The following is a 22,462-nucleotide window of genomic DNA, read 5'->3' as shown; positions in this document are numbered from 1 at the left end:
ACGTCGCTGACGAGGTCTATCGCCAAGCAGTGACCGCCGCCGGTCTCGGTTGCATGGCCGCCCTCGAAGCCGAGAAATGGCTCGCCGCCCAGGCGCTCGACACCGAAAGCCAAGCGGCGGAATAGCGGCAGCGGGCGGGCGCCTTAGGTCGTCTCGCTCCACAGCCGTCTGGAGATGATACCCCATGGCGCTCGACTGGGACAAACTGCGGATTTTCCACGCGGCCGCGGAAGCCGGCTCGTTTACCCACGCCGCCGACGCTCTCAACCTCAGCCAGTCGGCGATCAGCCGGCAGGTCGCCGCTCTGGAGCACGAGATCGGCGCGCCGCTGTTTCACCGGCACGCGCGCGGCCTGGTGCTGTCGGAACAGGGCGAGCTGTTGTTTCAGACCGCCAACGACGTTCTCAAGCGGCTGGAACAGGTGCGCATGCAGCTCACCGAAACCCGCGAGAAACCGACCGGCAAGCTGCGCGTGACGACGACAGTCGGCCTCGGCTCCGGCTGGCTGACCGAACGCTCGAAGGAGTTCCTCGAGCTTTACCCCGAACTCGAGCTGCAATTGGTCTTCGACAATGAGGAGATCGACCTGACCATGCGCAAGGCGGACGCGGCGATCCGCCTGCGGCAGCCGCAGCAGCCCGATCTGATCCAGCGCCGCCTGTTCACCGTGCATCTTCACGTCTACGCCGCGCCGTCCTACCTGGCGCGCTTCGGGCCGCTGGAAACGATCGAGGATCTCGACAAGCACCGGATCATCACCTTCGGCGAACCGGCTCCGAACTATCTGCGCAACCTGAACACGCTCGAAACGGTCGGCCTTCCCGAGGGCAAGGCGCGCCACCCGATCCTGCAGATCAACAATCTGATCGCCATACGCTCGGCCATCGAGAGCGGGATCGGCGTGGCGCTGCTGCCGGACTACATGATCGACAAGCGGGCCAAGCTGGTGCAGGTGCTGCCGGAGATGGAGATGCCGACATTCGACACCTATCTCTGCTACCCCGAGCAGATGCGCAACGCCGCGAAGCTCAAGGTTTTCCGCGACTTCCTGATCTCGAAGGCGCGCACCTGGGCCTTTTGAGGGAGCTGCCGCGATACGCCGGATGACGGCTCAGGCCGCATTTTCGTCGGCCGGACGCGTACCTTCGGCACGCTCGGCCAGAAGCCGGTTGACGGCGTCGCCGTTCATCGGCTTGGCATAAAAGAAGCCTTGCACTTCGTCGAGACCCTCGAGCTTGGCGAAGACCTCCTGGCGCTCGTTCTCGACCCCTTCTAGCACCGTCTCCATGCGCAGCGTCGCCGCCAGGCGAACGATGGTGCGCACGATCTCGGCCGTCTCCTCGCCCGATGCCAGTTCCTCGGTGAAGGAGCGATCGATCTTCAGGCGATCGAAGCGAAACCGCCTGAGATTGCCGAGACTGGAGAAGCCGGTTCCGAAATCGTCCATGGTGATCTTGACGCCGAGCGCGCGAAGTTCGGCGATCATGCGAATGACGGTCGGGGTCGGGTCGAGCAGGAGCGACTCCGTGACCTCGAGATCAAGGCGATGAGGCGCAAGGCCGCTCGCCTCCAATGCCTCGCGCACCCGCATTGCCAATTGCCCGTCCTGGAACTGGATCGGCGACAGGTTCACCGCGACGCCGACCGGGGCCGTCCAACTGGCCGCCGCCGCGCATGCATCGAGCAGCACCCGGTTACCCAGGTGGAAGATGAGCCCTGAATTTTCCGCCGCCGGGATGAACTCGGCGGGTGCCAGCTGGCCCCGCCGCGGATGGTTCCAGCGGACAAGAGCCTCGAAACTTCGGATGCCGCCACCGCGTGCCGCGATGATCGGCTGGAATTGCAGCACGAATTCGTTTCGATCGAGGCCACGCTTCATCTCACCGACGAGTTCGGCCTCCGCATCCTTGGCACGTCGCATCTCGGGCCGATAGATCTCGAACGCGTTGGCATATCTCGACTTGGCTCGATAGAGCGCGATATCAGCCGAACGCATGGCGTCGGACCATGTCCGGCCATCCTCGCCGACACGCGCGACACCGATGCTGAGTCCGGGCGTCAGCGGCACATTCTCGAAGTCGATGGTCTGTCCGATGCTCTCGATCAGGGTTTTCGCGAAATCCTCGGCGCTCTCGCCGGGTCGTGGAAAGTGCACGACCAGGAATTCGTCGCCACCGAGCCGCACAGGAATATCGTCGCCGATACACGCTTCGCGCAATCGCCGGCCTACTTCGATCAGGACCACGTCGCCGGCGCGATGACCGAAGGTGTCGTTGATCTTCTTGAACTTGTCGAGGTCGAGCATGTAGAGAAGCGCGCCGCGCTTCTGCCACAGCCGGCTCGCGATCCCCTCCTCCAGCCGTCTGGTGAGGTAGGAGCGGTTGAACAGGCCCGTCACGGCATCGCAATGGGCCTGCTCACGCGTCAACGCCTCGCTCTGATGCATTTGCCGAAGACGATCCTCCAGCTTGCTCTGGCGGCGACCGATCTCCAGAAATATCCGCCCCATCACGAGCGGCGCCGACAGCGCCATGACGTGCATCGCCGTGGCGGTAAAGGTTGCACCAAGGCCGGGGGCAAGCCCCTGCCAGCGACGCACCTGCATATCGATCAACAGGCCGGTGACGGCGAACAGGGTGCCCAGGCCCAGTCCGGCCAGCCCATAGGCCCGCTCCGACGGATTCAGACGGAAGTTGTTCGACGGCTTGAAAAAGAACACGTCCGCGATCCAGTGTCTCGAAGAGTTGACAGAGCCTTATCCGCAATCCGGGGTGGAGTGACACCAATGTAGGCTGGTCTGCTTTCGAGCCGATTAACGCCCACCGGAAAACATAGCTCGCCTCATTAACGGAGTATCCGCCATGTCGCCTTATCCATCCGTGATCGCGGCCATCGGCGACGTACACGGTACGGCTGGGCTGCTGTCGACGCTTCTTCAGGGGCTCGAGACCGTCGCGGCAAGCCGGAAGGCAATCATGGAGATCGTCTTCCTCGGCGACATCGTCGACCGGGGACCCGACAGCCGCGGCGCCCTCGATCTCGTCGGCGACGCAATCAAGGCTCATCCGAATTCCCGGTTGCTGCTCGGCAATCACGATTGGTGGCTGCTGCAGTTTCTCAAAGATGAACTCGATGGCGACGCGACCGACAATTGGCTCGATCAGGGCGGCGCCGCCACCCTCGCCTCCTATGGCGCCACGGCGGACCGCGATCTCGACGCCATCCGACACCGCATCCTGCGGGATCGACCGGAGCATTGGGAACTCCTGTCCCGCGCCGCGACGATCACGGTAGAGGGCAGCTTCGTCTTCGTCCATGCCGGGATCGATCCACGCCGGCCGGTCGACTGGCAGGACCCACACGACTGCCTGTGGATCCGCGCGCCCTTCCTCAATCATGTGGGGCGGCTCAGCCACGTGGTCGTGCATGGCCATCAGCCGCAGAAAGGCGGACGTCCGGTCGTCACCGAGAATCGCATCTCGATGGATACCGGTGCCGTGTTCACCGGCCGTCTCTCGGCCGTGGTGATCGATCGGGACAGTGATGGGCTCGCGTTTTTCGCCGCCACCGCGGAAGGTGGCTTCGCGGCGGTCGAACCGACCCGCCTGGACCGGGGTCTCGGCACGATCCTCGATGCTCCGTCACGCCAGGCCGATCGATCTTGAGGTTGTCACGGAGACGCGGTCGGCCGCAATGACGGGCGACGGCACACGGACCGGCCGGCGGCGGCAGGCAAAAAAATGGGCGGCACATGGCCGCCCGAATTTTGGCTGGAGTATCAGGTCATGAAAAACCCGATGTCCTGCAAATGCGTTAGCACCGGTTTGGTTGCACTGCTTGCGAAAATAAACCACCTGCCACGCGGCGGTCGCGCCGACATTCCGCCGGGCACTTTCACACAGGCGGCAAAGTCGTTAGCAGACGCAACCAACCGTGCATGATGGCGTTAACGCAGCGAATGCTCTTGCGCCACCGCCCGATCGGCATGACCTAGATGCCCGGAGCTAGAGTCGGCGCAGCCCAACAGACGACCGCAGGAGTCCCAGCCCATGTTTCGCGACAAGCCCACCGCCTACGATCGCATTTCCGACGCCCTGGCCGATATCGGCGAACGCATTGAAGAGCTCGAGGGGCGGGTCGTCGACCGTTTCGATCCCCGGCCATCGCGGGCCGAACGCATGCGGCGATCGATCTCGCGGCACCTGCCGTTTCACGCCGAGCCGACGGGCCTGTCACGCTACATGCCGGAATTTTTGACCGCCCTGTCGATACCATCGGGCTCGGAGGCCCGCCGCCACATGCGTTCGCTTCGCGACGAGGCTGGCGAAGGGATCGAGGGCGCGCGCGGCTATCTGAGCGAGGGTCGCAGGCATCTTCCCGAGTTCCGGCTGCCCCGCGCGACGAGTTTTCGCCGTGGCGCGCAGACCCAGCGCGGCATCGATTATCTGCGCGACCGGCCGGAGTTGACCGCGCTCCTCGTGGTGGGCGGGGCGGTTGCCGTTGTCGGCACCGCCTATTTCGTCACCAAGAAGGTGCAGGAACACACCGAGGAACCCGACTATGACGTGGTCCGCGAGGACGGGCCGATCGAAATCCGCGACTATGATGCGATGATCGTCGCCGAGACCGTCAAGGGTGGTTATCATGAGAAGGCGCGCCGCGCGGGCTTCCAGACGCTGGCCGACTATATTTTCGCCCGCACGCGCCCCGGCAAGAAAATCAAGATGACCACACCCGTGACCCAGCAGCTGGCCGAAGGCAACGGCCGGACCAAGGGCTGGGCCGTGCGTTTCGTGATGCCGAAGAAATTCACCCTGGCCAGCCTTCCCGAACCCGGCAACGGCGATGTCGCTCTCAAGGAAGTCCAGGCCCGTCGCATCGCGGCCATCCGCTTTTCCGGCAACTTCAATGCGACGCTCGCCAGCAAGCACCTGATGAGTCTCTACAATTATCTTGCCGACAACAATTTGAAGCAGAAGAGCGATCCCGAATACGCCTTCTACAATCCGCCCTGGACGCCCGGCTTCATGAAGCGCAACGAAATCCTGATCGAGATCGAACGCTGAGACGCCGCGACCATCGATTGCAAAGGAGACGACAATGACCCAGGACAACCATCGCAAGACCGCGCCAGAAGGTGGCGACATGCCCGCTGGAACGACGGATCCGGCTATCCTCAGCGAGGACCAGATCGCCTCCGAACGGATGGGCGACAATGCGTTGCAGGCGAAGAACCAGGTTGATCAACACAACCAGCGCACAACCCAGGCGGAGGCCAAGCGCGAGCCGGATGAGGACACGCTCGAGGCGTTCCGGAAAATGGACGAGAAGTAACGGCGCTTTCCCCGTCGACGACAACGGCAAAAAAGGGTTCGCCATAGCGCGGGCCCTTTTCCGTTCAATCGCCACCGCCCACGGACAGGCGAGCTTGCTGCCCCATCCTTCGCCTCAAACCTTGATGACGTAGTGCTTCCTGGTCGGCTCGACGACCTTCCAGCGGCCCTTGAAGCCGGGGCGGATGACGAAGCTGTCGCCGGCGACGAGCTTGACCGGCACGCCGCCATCTTCGGTCAAGACCGATACGCCTTGCAGAATGTGGAAGAACTCCCATTCCGTATACTCGATCTCCCACTCGCCGGCGGTGGATTCCCAGATGCCGGCGTAAAGGCCGTTACCATCGTCCTCGATGTTCCAGGTCTTGTTGGTGGGGCGACCGCTCTTGATTTTCTCCTTGACCGGCGCTCCGGCCTCGACGGCGATACCGTCCTTGTCGAATTTCAGGAAATGGTCGGCCATATCGGATCCTTGCAGGAACAAAAGACTATCGGACCGGCAGGAATGCGCGGCGGTGGCGCTCGTTCCGCCATGGACGAGAAAGCCGAAACGGCCGCCTCATGGGCGGCCGTTTCAGGTCCAGGCTCGAAACCAGCGGCGGCGTCAGGTCTTGGCGAGCGCCTGATCGAGATCGGCGATGATGTCGGCGACATTCTCGATCCCGACCGACAGCCGCACCACATCGGGCCCGGCGCCGGCGGCGGTCTTCTGCTCGTCGGCGAGCTGCTTGTGGGTCGTCGACGCCGGGTGAATCACCAGCGAGCGGGTATCGCCGATATTGGCGAGATGGGAGAATAGCTCCAGCGCCTCGACGAAGGCGACGCCCGCCTCGAAGCCGCCCTTCAGCCCGAAGGTGAAGACGGCCCCCGCCCCGTTCGGCGCGTATTTCTTCATCATCGCGTGGTTCGGATCGTCTTCGAGACCCGCGTAGGACACCCAGCTCACCTTGTCGTGGCCTTTCAGGTGCTCGGCCACCTTGAGCGCGTTTTCGCAATGGCGCTGCATCCTCAGCGGCAGCGTCTCGATGCCGGTGAGGATCATGAAGGCGTTGAACGGCGAGATCGCCGGGCCGAGGTCGCGCAGGCCGAGCACACGGCACGCGATGGCGAAGGCGAAATTGCCGAAGGTCTCGTGCAGGACGATGCCGTTATACTCTGCTCGCGGCTGCGACAGCATCGGATAGCGGTCGCTCGCCGACCAGTCGAAGGTGCCGGCATCGACGATGGCGCCACCCATCGAGTTGCCGTGTCCGCCCATGAATTTGGTCAGCGAATGGATGACGATGTCGGCCCCGTGCTCGATCGGCCGGCACAGATACGGGGTCGCCATCGTGTTATCGACGATCAGCGGGATGCCGTGCTTCTGGGCGATCGCCGCAACTGCGGCGATATCGACCACGGCGCCGGCGGGATTGGCGAAGGATTCGATGAAGATCGCGCGGGTCTTGTCGGTGATCACCGCCTCGAAACTCGCCACATCGTCCGGGTCGGCCCATTTGACCCGCCAGTCGAAGGACTTGAAGGCATGGCCGAACTGGTTGATCGAGCCGCCATAGAGCTTGCGCGAGGCAACGAACTCGTCGCCCGGCTGCATCAGCGCCTGGAAGACGATGAGCTGGGCGGCGTGCCCCGACGCCACCGCCAGGGCCGCGGTGCCGCCTTCGAGGGCGGCGACGCGTTCCTCGAGCACGGCCTGGGTCGGATTCATGATGCGGGTGTAGATGTTGCCGAACTGCTGCAGCCCGAACAGCGACGCGGCATGGTCGACATCGTCGAAGACGAAGGAGGTGGTCTGGTAGATCGGGGTCGCGCGGGCGCCCGTCGACGGATCCGGCTGGGCGCCGGCATGGATGGCTAGTGTCTCGAACCCCGGTCCGCTCATTCTCATGCTCCCTGCTTATCTCGCCGGCGGTCGTTGTTCGGCCGGCTCCCGACATCGTGCCGGCGAGGCCATAGCACGGCGCGCCGAGCGCCGCGAGGGAAGCGTCAACCGGTTTTCCGGCGCGCGCAGCCAATCGAGCAAGGCGAGAATCCGAATTGCCGAAATGTGATGGTCGCCGCCCCAGCTGGTCCGAAGCGGGACGCCACCGGTCGCAACTCGTGGGCGACAGGCCAAAAATCACTATCCTTTCCCCATTGCCTGAAGGAACGGTTGGGCGGGGTAGGCAATCACCCTTCGGCCTTCTATAGATTAGCACCGTCTACCCCTCAGAGAAGCGCTGTGGTTAAGGATCAGATCGTACGACCGGATCGTCACCAGGAAGAGTCCCGGCGATCCGCCGCTCTCCACGCGTATAACGTTCTCGATACGCCACGAGAGGCGGATTTCGACGACCTGGCGCAACTGGCGTCAGAGGTATGCTCGACCCCGATCGCGGTCGTCAATCTGGTCGATACCGACCGGCAGTTCTTCAAGGCCGAAGTCGGGTTGGGCGTACGCGAGACGCCGCTCGAGACTTCCTTCTGCGGCCATGCGATTCTGGCCGAGGATCTGATGATCGTTCCGGATGCCGCGGCGGATCCGCGTTTCCGGGGCAACCCGCTTGTCGCCGGCGAGCCGGGCCTGCGATTTTACGCAGGGGCTCTGTTGAAGACCGCGGAGGGTCTGCCGATCGGCACCTTGTGCGTCCTCGATTACGAGCCCCGCGAACTCGATGAGCATCAGATCCGCACATTGCGCCTGATCGCCAGGCAAGCGATGACCCAGCTGGATTTGCGCAGGTCGGTCGCCGAACGCGATCGCTGGCTGAAACAGGCGCAAGTGCTCGATGCCCGGAACCGCCAGATCGTCAACAGCGCGCTGGACTTTGGCATCATTACCCTCGATCTCGATGGCAATGTCACATCCTGGAATGTGGGTGCCGAGAACATTTTCGGCTGGACCGAGAAGGATATGCTGGGCCAGGCCGCCGACGTCTTCTTTACCGATGGCGACAAGGAAGAGAACATCGCCGAGCAGGAGATGCTCGCGGCGCGCGAGTCCGGCCGCGGCCCCGACGAGCGCTGGCATCTTCGCAAGGACGGCTCGCATTTCTGGGCATCGGGCGAGATGATGCGGCTTCTCGACGAGGCCGACGTGCATGTCGGCTACCTGAAGATGCTTCGTGATCGCACCCAGCAGCATCAGCTCGACGAGCAGCGCGCGACGGCGACGCGGGAACTTTCCCATCGCATGAAGAATTCCCTGGCGATGGTCCAGTCGATCATACGCCAGACCTTCCGGGCGACGCCGATCGAGGACGCCGAGGAAGCGATCTTCGACCGGATCCGTGCCCTGGCCGACGCGCAGGATATCCTGACGCAAACCCATTGGACGGGCGCGCGGATCGAGCATGTCGTCACCCACTCCCTGAATGCCCATCGGACGGGAGAGGGACGAATTACCATTGCTGGTCCGGACCTGATGCTGACGTCCCAACAGGCGCTCGGCTTGTCGCTGGCCATCCATGAACTGGCGACCAATGCCGCCAAGTACGGCGCGCTCGCCAACTCCAGCGGCCGGCTCGGGATCGTCTGGTCGGTCTCGGAGAGCGGCAAGTTCCGCCTCGACTGGATCGAGACAGGCGGGCCACCCGTAGCTTTACCGACACGAGCCGGATTTGGCTCCAAATTGTTGGAACGAATCGTCGCGCCGTACTTTGATGGGGAGGCGACGCTGACATTTCCGGCCGAGGGGTGCCGGTTTGTGCTGCAGGGTGAACTCACCCTGGAACCGGCATATTGAGTTTGGAAACCGGATAAGCTTAAACCGGCATATTGCGTTTGGAAATTGAATGGCCGGCGTTTCGCAAGGCATCAAATATGCGGCTGTGGTGGTCGAGGATAACCCGCTGTTGCTGATGGACGCGATGGATCTGGCGGAAGGTGCCGGCTTCCTCGTCTATGGAGCTCGGGACGCGGGTCAGGCGATGCGCCTGATGAACGCCCACCCGGAAATCCGGCTGCTGTTTACCGATGTGGATATGCCGGGCTCCATGAATGGCCTGCAACTCGCCCGGGCGGTCAGCGACGGCTGGCCACCTGTGGCCATAATCGTCGCGTCGGGCTACCGTCGGGTCCAGGAAGACGAGCTTCCGGAAAACGGCCAGTTTTTCGCCAAGCCTTACGCAACCGGCTCCATGAGCAAGGCGCTCGAGACAGTGGCGCGCAAATTGGCGGCCTAGACCCGCACCGGTCTCCGCTCCCGGCGACCAGCCCTTTCCCGCATCTTATCGCCGCGGATTCAGTCCAAAACTCTGATAGCCCTTGCCCATCACCGGCTTTTTCGACGAAAGCACCCGCGAATTGATGCCGTTCCAGCCGATCTCGCCGGACAGGCGCGCATATTCGATCTTCGGGCACCGATCCATGATGACGGTAAGTCCGGCGGCTTCCGCCTTCGCCGCGGCTTCCTCATGGCGGATGCCGAGCTGCATCCAGATCACCTTCGGCAAAGGATTGAGCGAAAGAGCCTCATCGACGATCCCCGGCACGGCGTCGGCGCCGCGAAAGATGTCGACCATGTCGATCGGCTCGGGAATGCTCGAAAGATCTGCGTAGCAGCGCTGGCCGAGCAGATCCTGCCCGGCGAGGCCCGGATTGACTGGAATGACCCGGTAGCCCTTCGCCAGCAGGTATTTCAGCACGAAATAGGAGGGCCGCACGGCCTTGGCGCTGGCGCCGACCAGTGCGATGGTCTTCACCCCGTCGAGAACGTCGCGGATCGTCGCGTCGGGATAGGCGAGCGGGGCGGCGCTCATTCGCCTTTCCATTCCGGTTTGCGCTTTTCGAGAAATGCCCCGATCCCCTCTTCGGCGTCCCTGGCCAGCATGTTTTCGGTCATGACGCTGGCGGCATAGTCGTAGGCGTCGGCGAGCCCCATCTCCGCCTGCCTGTAGAAGGCCTCCTTGCCGATCTTCACCGTCACCGGCGATTTCGACGCGATGGTCGTGGCGTATTTGCCGACGATGGTGCCGAGATATTCCGGCGGCACGACCCGGTTGATCAGGCCGAATTCACGCGCGGTGCGCGCGTCGATCGTCTCGCCGGTCAAGAGCATTTCCATGGCGTGCTTGCGGGAAAGGTTGCGCGACAGCGCCACCATCGGCGTCGAGCAGAACAAGCCGATATTGACGCCCGGCGTGCAGAAATGCGCCTCCTCGGAGGCGATGGCGAGATCGCAGGAGGCAACGAGCTGGCAGCCGGCGGCCGTCGCGAGGCCGGCACCCTCTGCGATCACCGGCGTCGGATGGCGGACGATCGCCTGCATCAGTTCGGAACATTTGCGCATGGTCGCCGCGAAGAAAGCGCGGCCGCGATCGGCGTCGCCGCGCCTTGCGGTAAGTTCCTTCAGATCGTGCCCGGCCGAGAAGAGCTTGCCCTCGGCGGCGATGATAACGACGCGGTTGGTCTTGTCAGCCGCCGCATCCCGCAAGGCCGACAGGATCGCCTCCATCATGGCCATCGACAGCGCATTCGCCGGTGGGCTCGACAACACGATCCGGGTCAGCCCCGGCGCGCGCTGGACGTCCACCGGATGCGTCCGGGTATCGTTGAGTTCGAAAATGTCTGCCATGTCCGCTCCTCGTTCGCATGGTGGCGCATCGGCCGGCCGTAGCCTCGCCCTATCTAGATCATGGCGCCGCTTCGTGCCATCGGAAGGACGCCAAACGAACGACACCCGAGGGGAGACGCCGGTTGCAACCAGTCATGACTGTCCAGGAGCTCGATGCATTCCTGGAAAGCGAGTTTCCGCAGCTCGGCGGCCGCGATGGCGGCTTCTCGATCGTCGCGGTGAAGCCCGGCCTCGTGGCGATGCGGCTGCTGGCCGGCGATCGCCACCTTCGGCCCGGCGGCACCGTCTCCGGCCCGACCCTGTTCACGCTCGCCGATGTGGCGGCCTATGTCGCGGTGCTGGCTCATATCGGCCCGGTCGCGCACGCGGTCACGACGAATCTGTCGATCAATTTTCTGCGCAAGCCCGAGCCCGGTCCCCTGGTCGGCAGCGCCCGCATCCTCAAGCTCGGCCGGCGCCTCGCCGTGGTCGAGGAGGCGATGACCAACGAAGGCCATGACGCGGGCGGCGACGACGTTCTCGCCCATGCGGTCGCCACCTATTCGATTCCGCCGCGCCCAGCGGGAGCCGAACAAGAAAAGGACCCGGTAGTATGATACCGTCAATGCTTGAGCCCCTGCCTATCAGGGCTTACGGGATCATCAGCCGATGCGTTTTCGCGTTGACAGCAGCTTCGTCGCGCCGTATGTCACGCCCCATGAGGAGCGGCCGTGGGTCGCTCTTTTCTTAGGGCGGCCTGCGAAGGTTTGCCTCGATGCTCACCAACACCCAGGGGCAACCCATGAAAACCTTCTCGCAGAAGACCGAGACGGTGGAGAAGAAGTGGATTCTGATCGACGCCGAAGGGCTCGTCGTCGGCCGCCTCGCTTCCCTCGTCGCGCTTCGCCTTCGTGGCAAGCATAAGCCGACCTTCACCCCGCATGTCGACGATGGCGACAACATCATCATCGTCAATGCCGACAAGATCGTCCTGACCGGCAAGAAATACGCCAACAAGACGTATTACTGGCACACCGGCTATCCCGGTGGCATCAAACAGCGCAAGGCGCGCGAGATCCTCGAGGGGCGCTTTCCCGAGCGCGTCGTCGAAAAGGCGATCGAGCGCATGCTGCCGCGCGGCCCGCTTGGGCGCCAGCAGTTGAAGAACCTGCGCGTTTATGCCGGTGCCACGCATCCGCACGAAGCGCAGAACCCCGAGACGCTCGACGTCCGGGCCATGAACTCCAAGAATTCGAGGGCCGCATAATGTCCCAGCTCTCTTCGCTCGAAGAACTCGGCTCGGCCGAAGCCGCGGTGCAGCCGGAAGCTCCGGTTCACGTCCAGAAACTCGACCAGCATGGCCGCGCCTACGCCACCGGCAAGCGCAAGGACGCAGTCGCCCGCGTCTGGGTCAAGCCCGGCACCGGCAAGATCACCATCAACGAGCGTGATTTCGCCACCTATTTCGCCCGTCCCGTGCTGCAGATGGTGCTGCGCCAGCCGATCGTCGCGGCCAGCCGCGACGGCCAGTTCGACATCATCGCGACGGTCGCCGGCGGCGGTCTTTCGGGACAGGCCGGCGCGGTGCGCCACGGCATTTCCAAGGCGCTGACCTATTACGAGCCGGGCCTGCGCTCGGTTCTGAAGAAGGGCGGCTTCCTGACTCGTGACTCGCGTACGGTCGAGCGCAAGAAATACGGCAAGGCGAAGGCCCGCCGGTCGTTCCAGTTCTCCAAGCGCTGATCAAGCGCTCCGGCGACGGCGCGTCGTCCCTTATCAGCAAAGCTAGCCGCCGGGTCCGCCCGGCGGCTTTTTTGTTGGCCGGAACGGCGAGGCCGTAAAAGATTGCGCTAATCTTTATGCTTAACCAAGCCTTGACGAAAGGTTTGGCCGAAGCGCCCGGCTGACCCATAACACTCTGGAAACACGAGGCATCGCGCCTGTCAAAGAGTGGGATCCAAAAGGCATCGTGTCGATACAAACCAGCTTCGAACCGTCCGTCGCTCGCCGTCACCGGCAGGACACCAAGGCCGATCTCCTCCGGCTGGCCCGGATCTGGGCCGCGGCGGGAGTGCTGGCGGCACTGCTGATTTCCTTCAATCCCTTTCCACCCGAGATTTCCCGCACCGACAGCGTCCTGCTAAATCGCTACGGCTATTCGCTGCTCGCCGCCTTCGTTCTCGCCACGCATGTCGTGGTCACCGATCCTCGCATGCTGAAGGCACTCCTCAATCCGTGGTGGGTTCTGCTGCTGCTGCCCCTGCCGCTGTCGCTCTGGGGCGCCGGCTGGCCGGAGCAGGGCATTCGGGCGATGTTCTTCACGATGGCGACGATGCTGGCGGCCACCGGCGTGCTGACCCTGCCGCCCGATGTCCGGGGCTTCCGGGCGGCTCTGATATTCGCCTGCGCCGCGGTACTGGCGCTCAGCTATGCCGGCATCTTCGCCCTTCCTGCCCGCGCGATCCACACCGCCGCGGAAGTGGAAGCCGAGCATGCCGGCCTGTGGCGCGGCATCTATGCCCACAAGAACATCGCCGGCCCGGTGATGGCGATGATCGTCTTCGCGGGCATCTACCTGCTGCGTAGCGGACGCACCACGATCGGTCTGACGCTGACCGCGCTAGCGCTGCTTTTCCTCTTCAAGACCGGCTCGAAGACGTCGCTCGCTCTGGCCCCCGCAGTGGTCCTGCTGGCGCTGCTGGGGCCCCGGCTGGTCGGACGCGGGCGCACCGCCCTCGCATTGTTGGCGGCTGTCGCCGGACTGCTGGCGTTGACCGTGGGCGCCGTGATCGTCCCTATCTTCGGCGACCTCCTGCACGGGCTGATTCCCGGAACGACCTTCACCGGCCGCACCGATCTGTGGAAGTTTGCGCTGGACCTCGCCGCCCCCCTGCCCTGGACCGGACATGGCTACGAAAGTTTCTGGGGCTCGGCCGGCGTCGAATACTCGGAGAAGCCGTTCGAGCTCAGCTGGGACATGCGCGGCGCCGCCAACGCCCACAACAGCTACCTGGATGTGGTTCTGGAGCTTGGCTGGCCGGCAGTCGCCATCGTACTTCTCGTCATGCTGGTTTTTCCACTCATCGACTATGCGCGGTGCCGGCCGGACCCCGAAAACCAGCGCCTCGCCGATTTCTTTGTCATGGTGCTAGGCTTCATGCTGCTGAACGCGGCGCTGGAAAGCTTCTTCTTCGACCGGGAAAAGCAGGCCTGGCTGCTGGCGTGGATCGCCGTGGTCGGCCTCCGCTTCACCAGCCGGATGACCGCCGAACCCTGACGCCGTGTTGCATCATGTGGGCGAGAGCGCCGTCTCAGGCCGAGGGTTCTGGCAGCTTCGGCCTCGCATTCGCCGACCGCGACCCCATATCGCCAGCCGAGTGGGATGGTGCCGCGACGGGCGCGCGCCGCCCTTGTCAGTTCCTGAGAGAGGAACCGTATGGCCGGCAACAGCATCGACCACGCATTTTCGGATGGCGCCTTGACCGGCGCCGCCGGCGACCCGACCTATGCCGGCGCGTTGTCCTTCATGCGGCGGCGGTTCACCAAAGCGGTCCAGGGAACCGACGTTGCGATCTGGGGGGTGCCGTTCGATTCGGCGGTATCGAACAGGCCCGGCGCCCGCTTCGGCCCACAGGCGCTGCGCCGCGCCTCCGCGATCTTCGACAACGACCCGCAATACCCCTTCCACCGCGACCTGTTCGAGACGATGCGCGCCGTCGACTATGGCGACTGCCGCCTCGACTATCGCCTGCCGGAAACCGCCCACGCCGCGATCCGCACGGAAGCCGCTTCGCTGCTTGAGAAGACCGGTTTCCTGTTGACCTTGGGCGGCGATCACTCGATCACCTTTCCGCTGCTTCAGTCTCATGTCGCGCGCCACGGCAAATTGTCGCTGGTCCAGTTCGACGCCCATCAGGATACCTGGCCGGTGGCCGCCGGGCTCGACGGCGGAATGCGGGTCGATCACGGCTCCTTCGTCAAGGCGGCCGTCGAGGCGGAACTGATCGACCCGGCGACATCGATCCAGATCGGCATCCGCACCCATGCGCCGGAAGATTGCGGCATCGAAATCCTTTACGGCGACGCGGTCGAGGAGATGACAAGCGCGGCGATCGCCGAGCGCATTTATGAGCGGACGCGGGGGGCGAATGTCTACCTGACTTTCGACATCGACTGCCTCGACGCGGCCTTCGCGCCGGGAACCGGCACCCCCGTCGCCGGGGGGCCTTCCAGCGCCAAAATGCTCGCCGTCCTGCATCATTTGAGGAAGCTTCCGATCGTCGGCGCCGACGTCGTCGAAGTGTCGCCCCCCTATGATCAGGGCGACGTCACGGCGATCGCCGGCGCCACCGTCGCGATGTATCTCCTCGGCATCCTGGCGGATCAGCACGCGCGATGACCCGGGCGGCAGCGGTCATCGCTTCGCCGAATTTCCGTCGTCATACGAACGAAGTCCTGCGTAAGACGCTGACATGAATCTTGAATGGCCTGTCACCGGCTTTTCGGTCACCACCGCGAACGCCCGGTCGACGGGCGATTCCTTTTCAGATCAGGCCCCATGACCGCAAACATTCCCTTCATCGATCTCGCCACCCAGCGCGACAGGATTCGCGATAAGATCGACCGGCGCATGGCCGCCGTGCTCGATCACGGCGCCTTTGTCATGGGTCCCGAGATACGCGAATTGGAAGCAGAGTTGTCGCGCTTCGGTCAGATGGCGCACACGCTGTCCTGCGCCTCGGGCACCGACGCGCTGGCGCTGCCGCTGATGGCCTGGGGCATCCGGCCCGGCGATGCCGTGTTCTGCCCGAGCTTCACTTTCGCCTCGACCGCCGAAGTGGTCGCCTGGCTTGGTGCGACGCCCTATTTCGTCGATGTCGATCCGCAGACTTTCAACATGGACCCGGCAAGCCTCAAGGCCGCCATCGCCGAGGCGAACGCGGCGGACGACCTCGTCCCGAGGGCGATCATCGCGGTCGATCTGTTCGGCCAGCCGGCGGACTATCCGGCGATCCGGCAGATCGCCGACGCGCACGGGCTGAAGCTCATATCCGATGCCGCGCAGGGCTATGGCGGCACCATCGACGGCGAACTGTCCAGCAAGTGGTCGCATGTCGTGTCGACCAGCTTCTTCCCGGCCAAGCCACTCGGGTGTTACGGCGACGGCGGCGCCGTCCAGACCGACGACGAGGAGCTTGCCGCGATCATGGCGTCGCTGCGGGTCCATGGCCAGAATTTCGAGGACAAATACGACAATATCCGCATCGGCATGAACGGCCGGATGGATACGCTTCAGGCGGCCATCCTGTTGGAAAAGCTGGCGATTTTCCCGGACGAGATCGCGGCGCGCGGACGCATCGCGTCGCGCTATTCGCAAAAACTCTCCAACCTCGTCATGCCGCAGAGGCTTCTGCGCGACGCCACTTCGACATGGGCCCAATATACCGTTCGCCTGCCTGAGGGGGTCGATCGGGCGGCGGTTGCGGCAAGCCTGCGAGAGGACGGCGTGCCGACGGCGATCTATTATCCCAAACCGCTGCATCGCCAGACCGCCTACCAGTCCTTTCCGGTCGTCGATGGCGAACTGAAGGTGTCGGACGCGCTGTCACGGGACGTCCTCAGCCTGCCGATGCACGCCTATCTCACCGAGGAGACGCAGGACTTCATCGTCGAGAAGCTGGCGGCCGCGCTCGCCGCCTGACCGCGCCCGGCGATTTCTCTTTCCTCGCTTGCCGTTGACGTCGGTTCAGGGTCTGGACGCGACGGTCGAATCAGCTAAACCGTCCCGGCAACCCAAATGCGCGGTTCCGCGCGCGAACGGGCGCGTGAAAACATCGAGGGGAGTCAGGATGGCCGACAAGATCAGGATCGGCGTGCTCGGCGCGAGCGGCTATACCGGCGCGGACCTGGTGCGTCTGGCCGCCCGCCATCCGGCGATGGAAATCGCCGTCCTCACGGCCAACAGTCACGCCGGCAAGCCGATGCGCGATGTTTTCCAGCATCTTTCGCATATCGAGCTGCCCGATCTGGTGACTATCGAGGACGCGCCCTGGAACGAGGTCGACGCGGTATTCTGCGGCCTTCCCCACGGCACGACCCAGGCGATCACCAAGGAGATCTTCGAAAAGCACCCGCAGACGAAGATCATCGACATGTCGGCCGATTTCCGGCTGCGCGACCCGGCCGTCTACAAGGAGTGGTATGGGCTCGACCATATGGCGACCGACATTCAGGGCGAAGCGGTCTATGGTCTGACCGAGCTTTATCGCGACGCCATTCGCGAGGCCCGGTTGATCGCCTGCCCCGGCTGCTATCCGACCGCCGTGCTCCTGGCTCTCGTTCCGCTCGCCAAGGCGGCGATGATCGACGCGTCGGACATCGTCATCGACGCCAAGTCGGGCGTTTCGGGCGCCGGGCGGAGCCTGAAGGAGAACACGCTGTTCTGCGAGGCGGGCGAAGGCCTTTCACCCTACGCCGTCGGCAAGCATCGGCACATGGCCGAGATCGAACAGGAAATCGGCACCGCAGCCGGCGTTCCTGATCTGCGGGTCAATTTCACGCCGCATCTCATCCCGATGAGCCGGGGAGAACTCTGCACCAGCTACGTCCGGCTGGCGGATGGGGCGAGCGCGCGCGATCTGCGTCATCATCTCCTCGAGACCTATGCCGGCGAACCCTTCGTGACGGTGGCAGACGAAGATGTCCTGCCGCGGACGCAAATGGTGCGCGGCTCGAACTACGTGGTCGTCAATGTCGTGCCGGACCGCATTCCCGGGCGGGCGATCGTGATCTCAACCCTCGACAATCTGGTGAAGGGCTCGGCCGGCCAAGCCATCCAGAACTTCAACGTCGCCTACGGGATCGACGAGACGACGGGCATCGAGCAGTTGCCGCTGTTTCCCTAGAGGCTTGAAATCCTCGACCGGTGACCGCCTTGTCTCAATCGCGATGCGGCGCCAGAACCGCGTCGAAGTTTGCCACCACCGCCTCCAGCGCCTGGAAGCAGCGGGCGTCGGTGGCCGTCCCGACCCCTTCGCGCATGATGTCGAGCGCTTTCGACACGGGCATCGCCTTGCGATAGGGCCTATCCGCCGTCATGGCGTCGAAGATGTCCGCGGTCGTCAGGATGCGGGTATCGAAACAGATCGCGTCGCCCTTCAAGCCGCGCGGATAGCCCTTGCCGTCCAACCGCTCGTGGTGGGCACCCGCGATCCGCGCAAGATCCTGAAACACGCTGACGCGGGCCAGGATCTCTTCGCTGAAGGCGGGATGGCGTTTGACGGCCGCCCATTCCGCGTCGTCCAGTTTCCCCGGCTTGTCCAACACCTGGTTGGAGACGCCGAGCTTGCCGATGTCGTGTAGCAGCGCCACGCGTTTCAGATAGCGCCTGTGCTCGGCGTCGAAACCGAGTTCCACCGCGATGAGATCGGTGAACAGCGCCACACGCTCGCTATGACCATGCGTGAAGGGGCTCTTGGAATCGACGACCTGGGCAAAGGCCTCCGCGATATTGTCGAGGAAATCCTCGTCGATCGCTTCGGCATCGTTCCCTGGCGCAAGGCTGATGACGATCGGCTCGATTTCGGGCGATGCGAGGGTCGACCAGAAGTTTTTTCGCACCGCCACCTTACCGAATGCCGCGACGAGTTCCGGATCGAACCACCGTCCGCTGCGCTTTTCGACTTCCCTGACAGCGAAGTTTGCGTCGGCGCTCGTACGGAAGACGTCGACGACCTGGGCAAGCAAAGCGATACGTCCGAACAGGGAAATAGCAGTGCCGCTCAGCCTCTGCGGCTGCCCGTTCCCGTCCCAGTGCTCGTCGAGATCGAGAATGCCGCCGGCCACGGCTTCGGAGAACCGCATCTGCCGGACGATGTCGGCACCGCGATGGCAGCGGGTCTCGATCAGTTCGCGGCCGACCTTCTCGCCCTGGGCCAAAGCGATGACCATGGTCCGGAATCGCTCGGCGAGATTGGCCTTCAACCCGGTATGCTTGAGGACGAAACGAAGCATCTGCGGCAGGCTGTCGTCAACGATCTTGATGTCGCGCTTGAACGCGATGTCGTCGGTCAAAAACAGCTGGCAGATGCGCGCGGCATTGCTGCTGCAACCGATATCCTTGAGCAAGAGCGTGTAATAGAGATCGCTCATCTCGCCGTCGGACAGGCCGAGCTCTCGCCCGACATTCATTCCGATCCAGCAGCAACGGACGCTATGACCTTCCGGCTGGCCTTCGGTCAGATCGAGCGCGTAGCTCAAGGCACTGACCAGTTCAGCCTTTGAAAGGCGGTCTCCATTCGACTGTATCGCGACATCCATCACGGTTCACCTCGATCACCTCGATGAACCTTGACACGCTGCCGGTTAACGCTCCGCGAAGCGACCCATATCAATTCGATATCGCCGGCTCTCGATATTCGCCGACCAGTGCCCGCGCATGGACGACGGCGGCGGCCAGAACCACCATGCCGCCCGCCTGGTGGATCAAACCCCAGCTGATCGGCACGGCGAGCAGCAGCGTCACGACGCCGATGGCCGCTTGCGCCAGCACCAGCACGAACAGCACGACAGCGCGTCTGGCATGGCGTGTCCCCGGCGCCTGCGTGACCGCGGCGACGGTATGGAGCGCGACGATGGCGAGGAGGACATAGGCTCCCATCCGGTGGATGAACTGCACCGTCATGACGTTCTCGAAGAAATTGCGCCATGCCGGCTGCATGACGAAAAGACCGTCCGGAACCAGCGCGCCGTCCATCAGTGGCCAGGTGTTGAAGGTGAAGCCGGCGTTCAGCCCCGCCACCAGCGCGCCCAGATAGATCTGCGCCAGGCTGGCGAGCACGATGACACCGGCGACCGTCGCGGAAGCGCGCGACGGCGGCGTCTCGTAGCGTTTGGGGGCGAGGCCTCGCGCCACCCAGATCGTCGCCGCGAAGATCAGGCAGGCGATGATCAGATGCGTCGCCAGCCGGTACTGGCTGACATCGGTCCTGACGCTGAGGCCCGACGCCACCATCCACCAGCCGACACCCCCCTGTAGCGCGCCAAGACCGAGAATACCCAGGAGCCTCGGCTTCAGGAACGGCTCGATGCGGCCGGTCAGCCAGAAGAAGGCGAGCGGCACCGCGAAGACGAAGCCGACCGCCCGGGCCAGGAAGCGATGCGCCCACTCCCACCAGAAGATTGTCGTGAAGTCATCGAGGCTCATGCCCCGATTGATTTCCTGATACTGGGGAATGCGTTTGTAAAGCTCGAACTCCTCCTGCCATTCCGCCGCCGACAGGGGCGGAATGATCCCGTGGATCGGCTTCCATTCGGTGATCGACAGGCCGGAATCGGTCAAACGGGTGGCGCCGCCCACCAGAACCAGCGCGAAGACCAGCGCCGCGACCGTATAGAGCCACAGGCGGATGGCCGCCCGATTGCGCATGATGGGGTTCGCCGCGAACGGCGCGCTGTCAAACTGGGCCAGGGTCGTCATGCCGCATGCCATTGCACCGAAAGTCCGGCGCAATCAAGGGCGGCAAGGTCGCGGCCGCCCCGCTGGAAATACCTGGGCGAAACCGCCATAGAGAAACCCATCGCCCGGGAACATCTCCCCTCGTCGGGCCGCAAGTTGGAAAGACGTGACATGTCGGTCAGGATCAAGAAACTCGTCGGGGCGATCATCCTGCTGACGCTCGTCGTCGTCTACGCCATCTTGGCCACCGCTTTCGCCACCCTGTACCTGGCCGAGTCGAGCGGCTGGGTCCATCTCGCCTATTTCCTGTTCAGCGGGATTCTGTGGGTGGTTCCGGCGATGGTCGTCATCAAGTGGATGGAGTCGGCACCGCGTCGATAGCGCCGGTTCACCCGCCTATGCGCCTGCGCCCGTCGAGGGGCCAGTCGATTCCATGAACAGCAGATCCTCGATCCCGATCGCGCCGAGCGCATGGACGAGATCGCCGGAGCGGACGTCCACGCCCGGCGGTCCGGCGACAACGAGCGCGGTCTCCTCGTCGAGAATGACCGGCAGGCGGTCCACCGCGTTCCTGTCGAATTCGGTCACGGTGCATTCATAGGCTTCGGCGAAGGCTGCCAGGAACAGGCGCAGATCCGCCTGCTCGACCGGGTCCGTCGACCTTATCTTGTAGCCGGCGGAGGGAACCACATGGGCGCGGGTGAAGTGATCGCGGTGAATGACATCGGTCAGCGACGAAAGACCCTCCGCAAGGGTGGCGAAGCCTTCGCAATCTGGCCGCAGACCCATCGCCGTGGCGACATGATCCTCGCCGGTCAGATCGATCAGCACGCAGGTGAGCCCGCTTGCCGTCAGACGCCGGACGATCTCGACGCCGCCACTCCGCCGTCGGTCGCTCCAGGTCGACACAACGACCAATCGACGGATATCCCCGTGATGAACCCCGGCAACTAGCTCTCCGGCCGTGACCCCCTCGCCCGCCGTGACGGAACACGCGGGAGCCTCGGCATCGACGGCGCCGCGCCGCGAATTCCCGCCGCCGCCGGTTTCGGTCCCTTCGCGGGCCGTCGCCGCCGGTGAGCGCCGAGACGGCCCCCTGCGCCCGAAAAGACCGCCCAGCGCCGTGCCGAAGCCGGACAACCCGCCGCTCATCGCTTCGCTCGCCTTGACCGACTGTCGCGCGAGACGAGCAAAGCGGCGCCATCCGTCGCGAGGCGGCGGCATTGCGATGTCGAAGACGACAACGGCGGCGATTGGCGCAACTTCTCACTCCGGATGAACGGCATCGATCCCATCCTGATCCGTCCCGGTAACCGCGCGGTTAAGGCGTGCGCGCGACGCCTGGGGAAAGGTCAGGTCGGCCGCTTTACCGACGGTTAACCCTAACGACCCTATAACATCGCACAAGACGCCGCCCTGCCCGCCGGCATGGGATCGCCACGGGAAAGCAGCCATGTTCAAACCAACGCTGGCCCTGATCGCCACCACCCTCACGCTGCTTGCGGGCTGCGCATCCTACAAGCCCGTGCCGCCGGCCTTTCACGCCGCATTGAACAGGCCATACCACCTCGACAGCGGGGATATCGTGCGGGTCACGGTGTTCGAGCAAAACGGACTGACCAGCACCTACCCTGTCGACAAGGCGGGCTATGTCGCCTTCCCGCTCGTCGGATCGGTGCCGGCGCGCGGCCGCACGACCAAGCAGCTGGAGGGTGAGTTGGCCGATCGGCTGCGGAACGGCTATCTCAAGGATCCCGATATCACCGTCCAGGTGGAACAGTACCGTCCGTTCTTCATCATGGGCGAGGTGACCACCGGGGGTCAATACACCTATGTCCCCGGCATGACCGTCCAGAACGCGGTGGCCATCGCCGGCGGCTTCACACCACGGGGCGAGCAGGGATCGATCGACGTCACCCGCCAGGTCGGCGGACGCGTCCTCACCGGCCGGGTTCTGACCTCCGATCCGATCCTGCCGGGCGACACGCTCTATATCCGCGAACGGTGGTTCTAGCCGACCGAGAAGCAGTCCGACCGGAAGCGGATGGAAGTCACGCGTACCCGCCCCTTCGCTCGAATGCCCTCGATCCGCTCAAGCAAATCTTAGCCCTTTCGCCCTATGGTCGCCGACACGTGGCA

General features: G+C 64.1%; 23 protein-coding genes and 1 pseudogene. 16 read left to right on the top strand and 8 right to left on the bottom strand.

The features are described from left to right. Nucleotides 1-125, top strand: a pseudogene (locus MJ956_RS07725) (thioredoxin-disulfide reductase); the annotation flags it as partial. A 59-nt stretch (nt 126-184) separates the two neighbouring features. Continuing rightward, nucleotides 185-1,081, top strand: a complete 897-nt coding sequence (locus tag MJ956_RS07720; RefSeq protein ID WP_253963905.1) for a LysR family transcriptional regulator — start codon at nt 185-187, stop codon at nt 1,079-1,081. 30 nt (nt 1,082-1,111) lie between these two features. Here MJ956_RS07720 and MJ956_RS07715 read toward each other — a convergent pair whose 3' ends face one another. Then, nucleotides 1,112-2,719: a putative bifunctional diguanylate cyclase/phosphodiesterase gene (locus tag MJ956_RS07715; RefSeq protein ID WP_253963904.1), complete on the bottom strand. Its 1,608-nt coding sequence runs from the start codon at nt 2,717-2,719 to the stop codon at nt 1,112-1,114. Between the two features lie 142 nt (nt 2,720-2,861). Here MJ956_RS07715 and MJ956_RS07710 point away from each other — a divergent pair, with 142 nt between their 5' ends. The 3 genes from MJ956_RS07710 (at nt 2,862) to MJ956_RS07700 (ending at nt 5,334) form a co-directional block, all read left to right on the top strand. Continuing rightward, nucleotides 2,862-3,665, top strand: coding sequence for a metallophosphoesterase (locus MJ956_RS07710; RefSeq protein ID WP_253963903.1), 804 nt, complete (start codon nt 2,862-2,864; stop codon nt 3,663-3,665). 384 nt (nt 3,666-4,049) lie between these two features. Then, nucleotides 4,050-5,066 carry an SOUL family heme-binding protein gene (locus MJ956_RS07705; RefSeq protein ID WP_253963902.1) on the top strand — a complete coding sequence of 339 codons (1,017 nt, stop codon included), beginning with the start codon at nt 4,050-4,052 and terminating at the stop codon, nt 5,064-5,066. 34 nt (nt 5,067-5,100) lie between these two features. Beyond that, nucleotides 5,101-5,334, top strand: coding sequence for a hypothetical protein (locus MJ956_RS07700; RefSeq protein WP_253963901.1), 234 nt, complete (start codon nt 5,101-5,103; stop codon nt 5,332-5,334). Between the two features lie 114 nt (nt 5,335-5,448). On the opposite strand, the gene MJ956_RS07695 is transcribed toward MJ956_RS07700, so the two are convergent. Beyond that, on the bottom strand, nt 5,449-5,796 hold the full coding sequence (locus tag MJ956_RS07695; RefSeq protein ID WP_253963900.1) for a cupin domain-containing protein: 348 nt from the start codon (nt 5,794-5,796) through the stop codon (nt 5,449-5,451). Between the two features lie 141 nt (nt 5,797-5,937). Continuing rightward, nucleotides 5,938-7,221: an O-acetylhomoserine aminocarboxypropyltransferase gene (locus tag MJ956_RS07690; protein WP_253963899.1), complete on the bottom strand. Its 1,284-nt coding sequence runs from the start codon at nt 7,219-7,221 to the stop codon at nt 5,938-5,940. A 333-nt stretch (nt 7,222-7,554) separates the two neighbouring features. Between MJ956_RS07690 and MJ956_RS07685 the strand changes: the two genes are divergently transcribed. Together MJ956_RS07685 and MJ956_RS07680 are read left to right on the top strand one after the other, a co-directional pair. Next, nucleotides 7,555-9,057 carry a sensor histidine kinase gene (locus MJ956_RS07685; RefSeq protein WP_253963898.1) on the top strand — a complete coding sequence of 501 codons (1,503 nt, stop codon included), beginning with the start codon at nt 7,555-7,557 and terminating at the stop codon, nt 9,055-9,057. 49 nt (nt 9,058-9,106) lie between these two features. Next, on the top strand, nt 9,107-9,496 hold the full coding sequence (locus MJ956_RS07680; protein WP_253963897.1) for a response regulator: 390 nt from the start codon (nt 9,107-9,109) through the stop codon (nt 9,494-9,496). Nucleotides 9,497-9,541: 45 nt separating this feature from the next. Here MJ956_RS07680 and MJ956_RS07675 read toward each other — a convergent pair whose 3' ends face one another. Continuing rightward, nucleotides 9,542-10,072, bottom strand: a complete 531-nt coding sequence (locus MJ956_RS07675) for a CoA-binding protein (protein ID WP_253963896.1) — start codon at nt 10,070-10,072, stop codon at nt 9,542-9,544. Beyond that, a complete protein-coding gene (locus tag MJ956_RS07670; RefSeq protein WP_253963895.1) occupies nt 10,069-10,887 on the bottom strand; it encodes an enoyl-CoA hydratase in 819 nt (272 codons plus the stop codon). Before MJ956_RS07670 ends, MJ956_RS07675 begins: the two co-directional genes overlap by 4 nt. 134 nt (nt 10,888-11,021) lie before the next feature. Between MJ956_RS07670 and MJ956_RS07665 the strand changes: the two genes are divergently transcribed. The 7 genes from MJ956_RS07665 to argC all read left to right on the top strand — a co-directional run bounded on the left by MJ956_RS07665 (nt 11,022) and on the right by argC (nt 17,771). Then, complete coding sequence (locus MJ956_RS07665) at nt 11,022-11,483, top strand: PaaI family thioesterase (RefSeq protein ID WP_253963907.1); 462 nt, start codon at nt 11,022-11,024, stop codon at nt 11,481-11,483. A gap of 185 nt (nt 11,484-11,668) precedes the next feature. Next, nucleotides 11,669-12,133 carry a 50S ribosomal protein L13 gene (gene rplM / locus MJ956_RS07660; protein WP_253963894.1) on the top strand — a complete coding sequence of 155 codons (465 nt, stop codon included), beginning with the start codon at nt 11,669-11,671 and terminating at the stop codon, nt 12,131-12,133. After that, nucleotides 12,133-12,609 (top strand): 30S ribosomal protein S9, encoded by a 477-nt coding sequence (gene rpsI / locus MJ956_RS07655; RefSeq protein ID WP_253963893.1) that lies wholly within the window; start codon nt 12,133-12,135, stop codon nt 12,607-12,609. Before rplM ends, rpsI begins: the two co-directional genes overlap by 1 nt. Before the next feature lie 226 nt (nt 12,610-12,835). Further along, the gene (locus tag MJ956_RS18895; protein ID WP_253963892.1) at nt 12,836-14,143 is read left to right on the top strand and encodes an O-antigen ligase family protein; all 1,308 of its coding nucleotides are present in this window, start codon (nt 12,836-12,838) and stop codon (nt 14,141-14,143) included. 159 nt (nt 14,144-14,302) lie between these two features. Continuing rightward, nucleotides 14,303-15,265 (top strand): agmatinase, encoded by a 963-nt coding sequence (gene speB / locus MJ956_RS07645; protein ID WP_253963891.1) that lies wholly within the window; start codon nt 14,303-14,305, stop codon nt 15,263-15,265. Between the two features lie 159 nt (nt 15,266-15,424). Continuing rightward, nucleotides 15,425-16,567: a DegT/DnrJ/EryC1/StrS family aminotransferase gene (locus tag MJ956_RS07640; RefSeq protein WP_253963890.1), complete on the top strand. Its 1,143-nt coding sequence runs from the start codon at nt 15,425-15,427 to the stop codon at nt 16,565-16,567. A gap of 148 nt (nt 16,568-16,715) precedes the next feature. Beyond that, the gene (argC, locus tag MJ956_RS07635; protein ID WP_253963889.1) at nt 16,716-17,771 is read left to right on the top strand and encodes an N-acetyl-gamma-glutamyl-phosphate reductase; all 1,056 of its coding nucleotides are present in this window, start codon (nt 16,716-16,718) and stop codon (nt 17,769-17,771) included. Between the two features lie 34 nt (nt 17,772-17,805). Here the strand turns inward: argC and MJ956_RS07630 are convergent, their stop codons facing one another. Both MJ956_RS07630 and MJ956_RS07625 read right to left on the bottom strand, forming a co-directional pair. Then, the gene (locus MJ956_RS07630) at nt 17,806-19,185 is read right to left on the bottom strand and encodes an HD-GYP domain-containing protein (RefSeq protein ID WP_253963888.1); all 1,380 of its coding nucleotides are present in this window, start codon (nt 19,183-19,185) and stop codon (nt 17,806-17,808) included. A gap of 70 nt (nt 19,186-19,255) precedes the next feature. After that, nucleotides 19,256-20,344, bottom strand: coding sequence for a COX15/CtaA family protein (locus MJ956_RS07625; RefSeq protein ID WP_423724815.1), 1,089 nt, complete (start codon nt 20,342-20,344; stop codon nt 19,256-19,258). A 150-nt stretch (nt 20,345-20,494) separates the two neighbouring features. Here MJ956_RS07625 and MJ956_RS07620 point away from each other — a divergent pair, with 150 nt between their 5' ends. Next, nucleotides 20,495-20,704, top strand: a complete 210-nt coding sequence (locus MJ956_RS07620) for a DUF2842 domain-containing protein (protein ID WP_253963887.1) — start codon at nt 20,495-20,497, stop codon at nt 20,702-20,704. A 15-nt stretch (nt 20,705-20,719) separates the two neighbouring features. On the opposite strand, the gene MJ956_RS07615 is transcribed toward MJ956_RS07620, so the two are convergent. Further along, complete coding sequence (locus MJ956_RS07615; protein ID WP_253963886.1) at nt 20,720-21,475, bottom strand: hypothetical protein; 756 nt, start codon at nt 21,473-21,475, stop codon at nt 20,720-20,722. 301 nt (nt 21,476-21,776) lie between these two features. Here MJ956_RS07615 and MJ956_RS07610 point away from each other — a divergent pair, with 301 nt between their 5' ends. Beyond that, complete coding sequence (locus MJ956_RS07610; RefSeq protein ID WP_253963885.1) at nt 21,777-22,337, top strand: polysaccharide biosynthesis/export family protein; 561 nt, start codon at nt 21,777-21,779, stop codon at nt 22,335-22,337. The last annotated feature ends 125 nt before the right edge of the window (nt 22,338-22,462 follow it).

It is taken from the genome of Aurantimonas marianensis (genome assembly GCF_024195285.1).
Taxonomy (GTDB): Bacteria; Pseudomonadota; Alphaproteobacteria; order Rhizobiales; family Rhizobiaceae; genus Aurantimonas; species Aurantimonas marianensis.
This window is presented reverse-complemented; position numbering and strand designations above follow the sequence as displayed.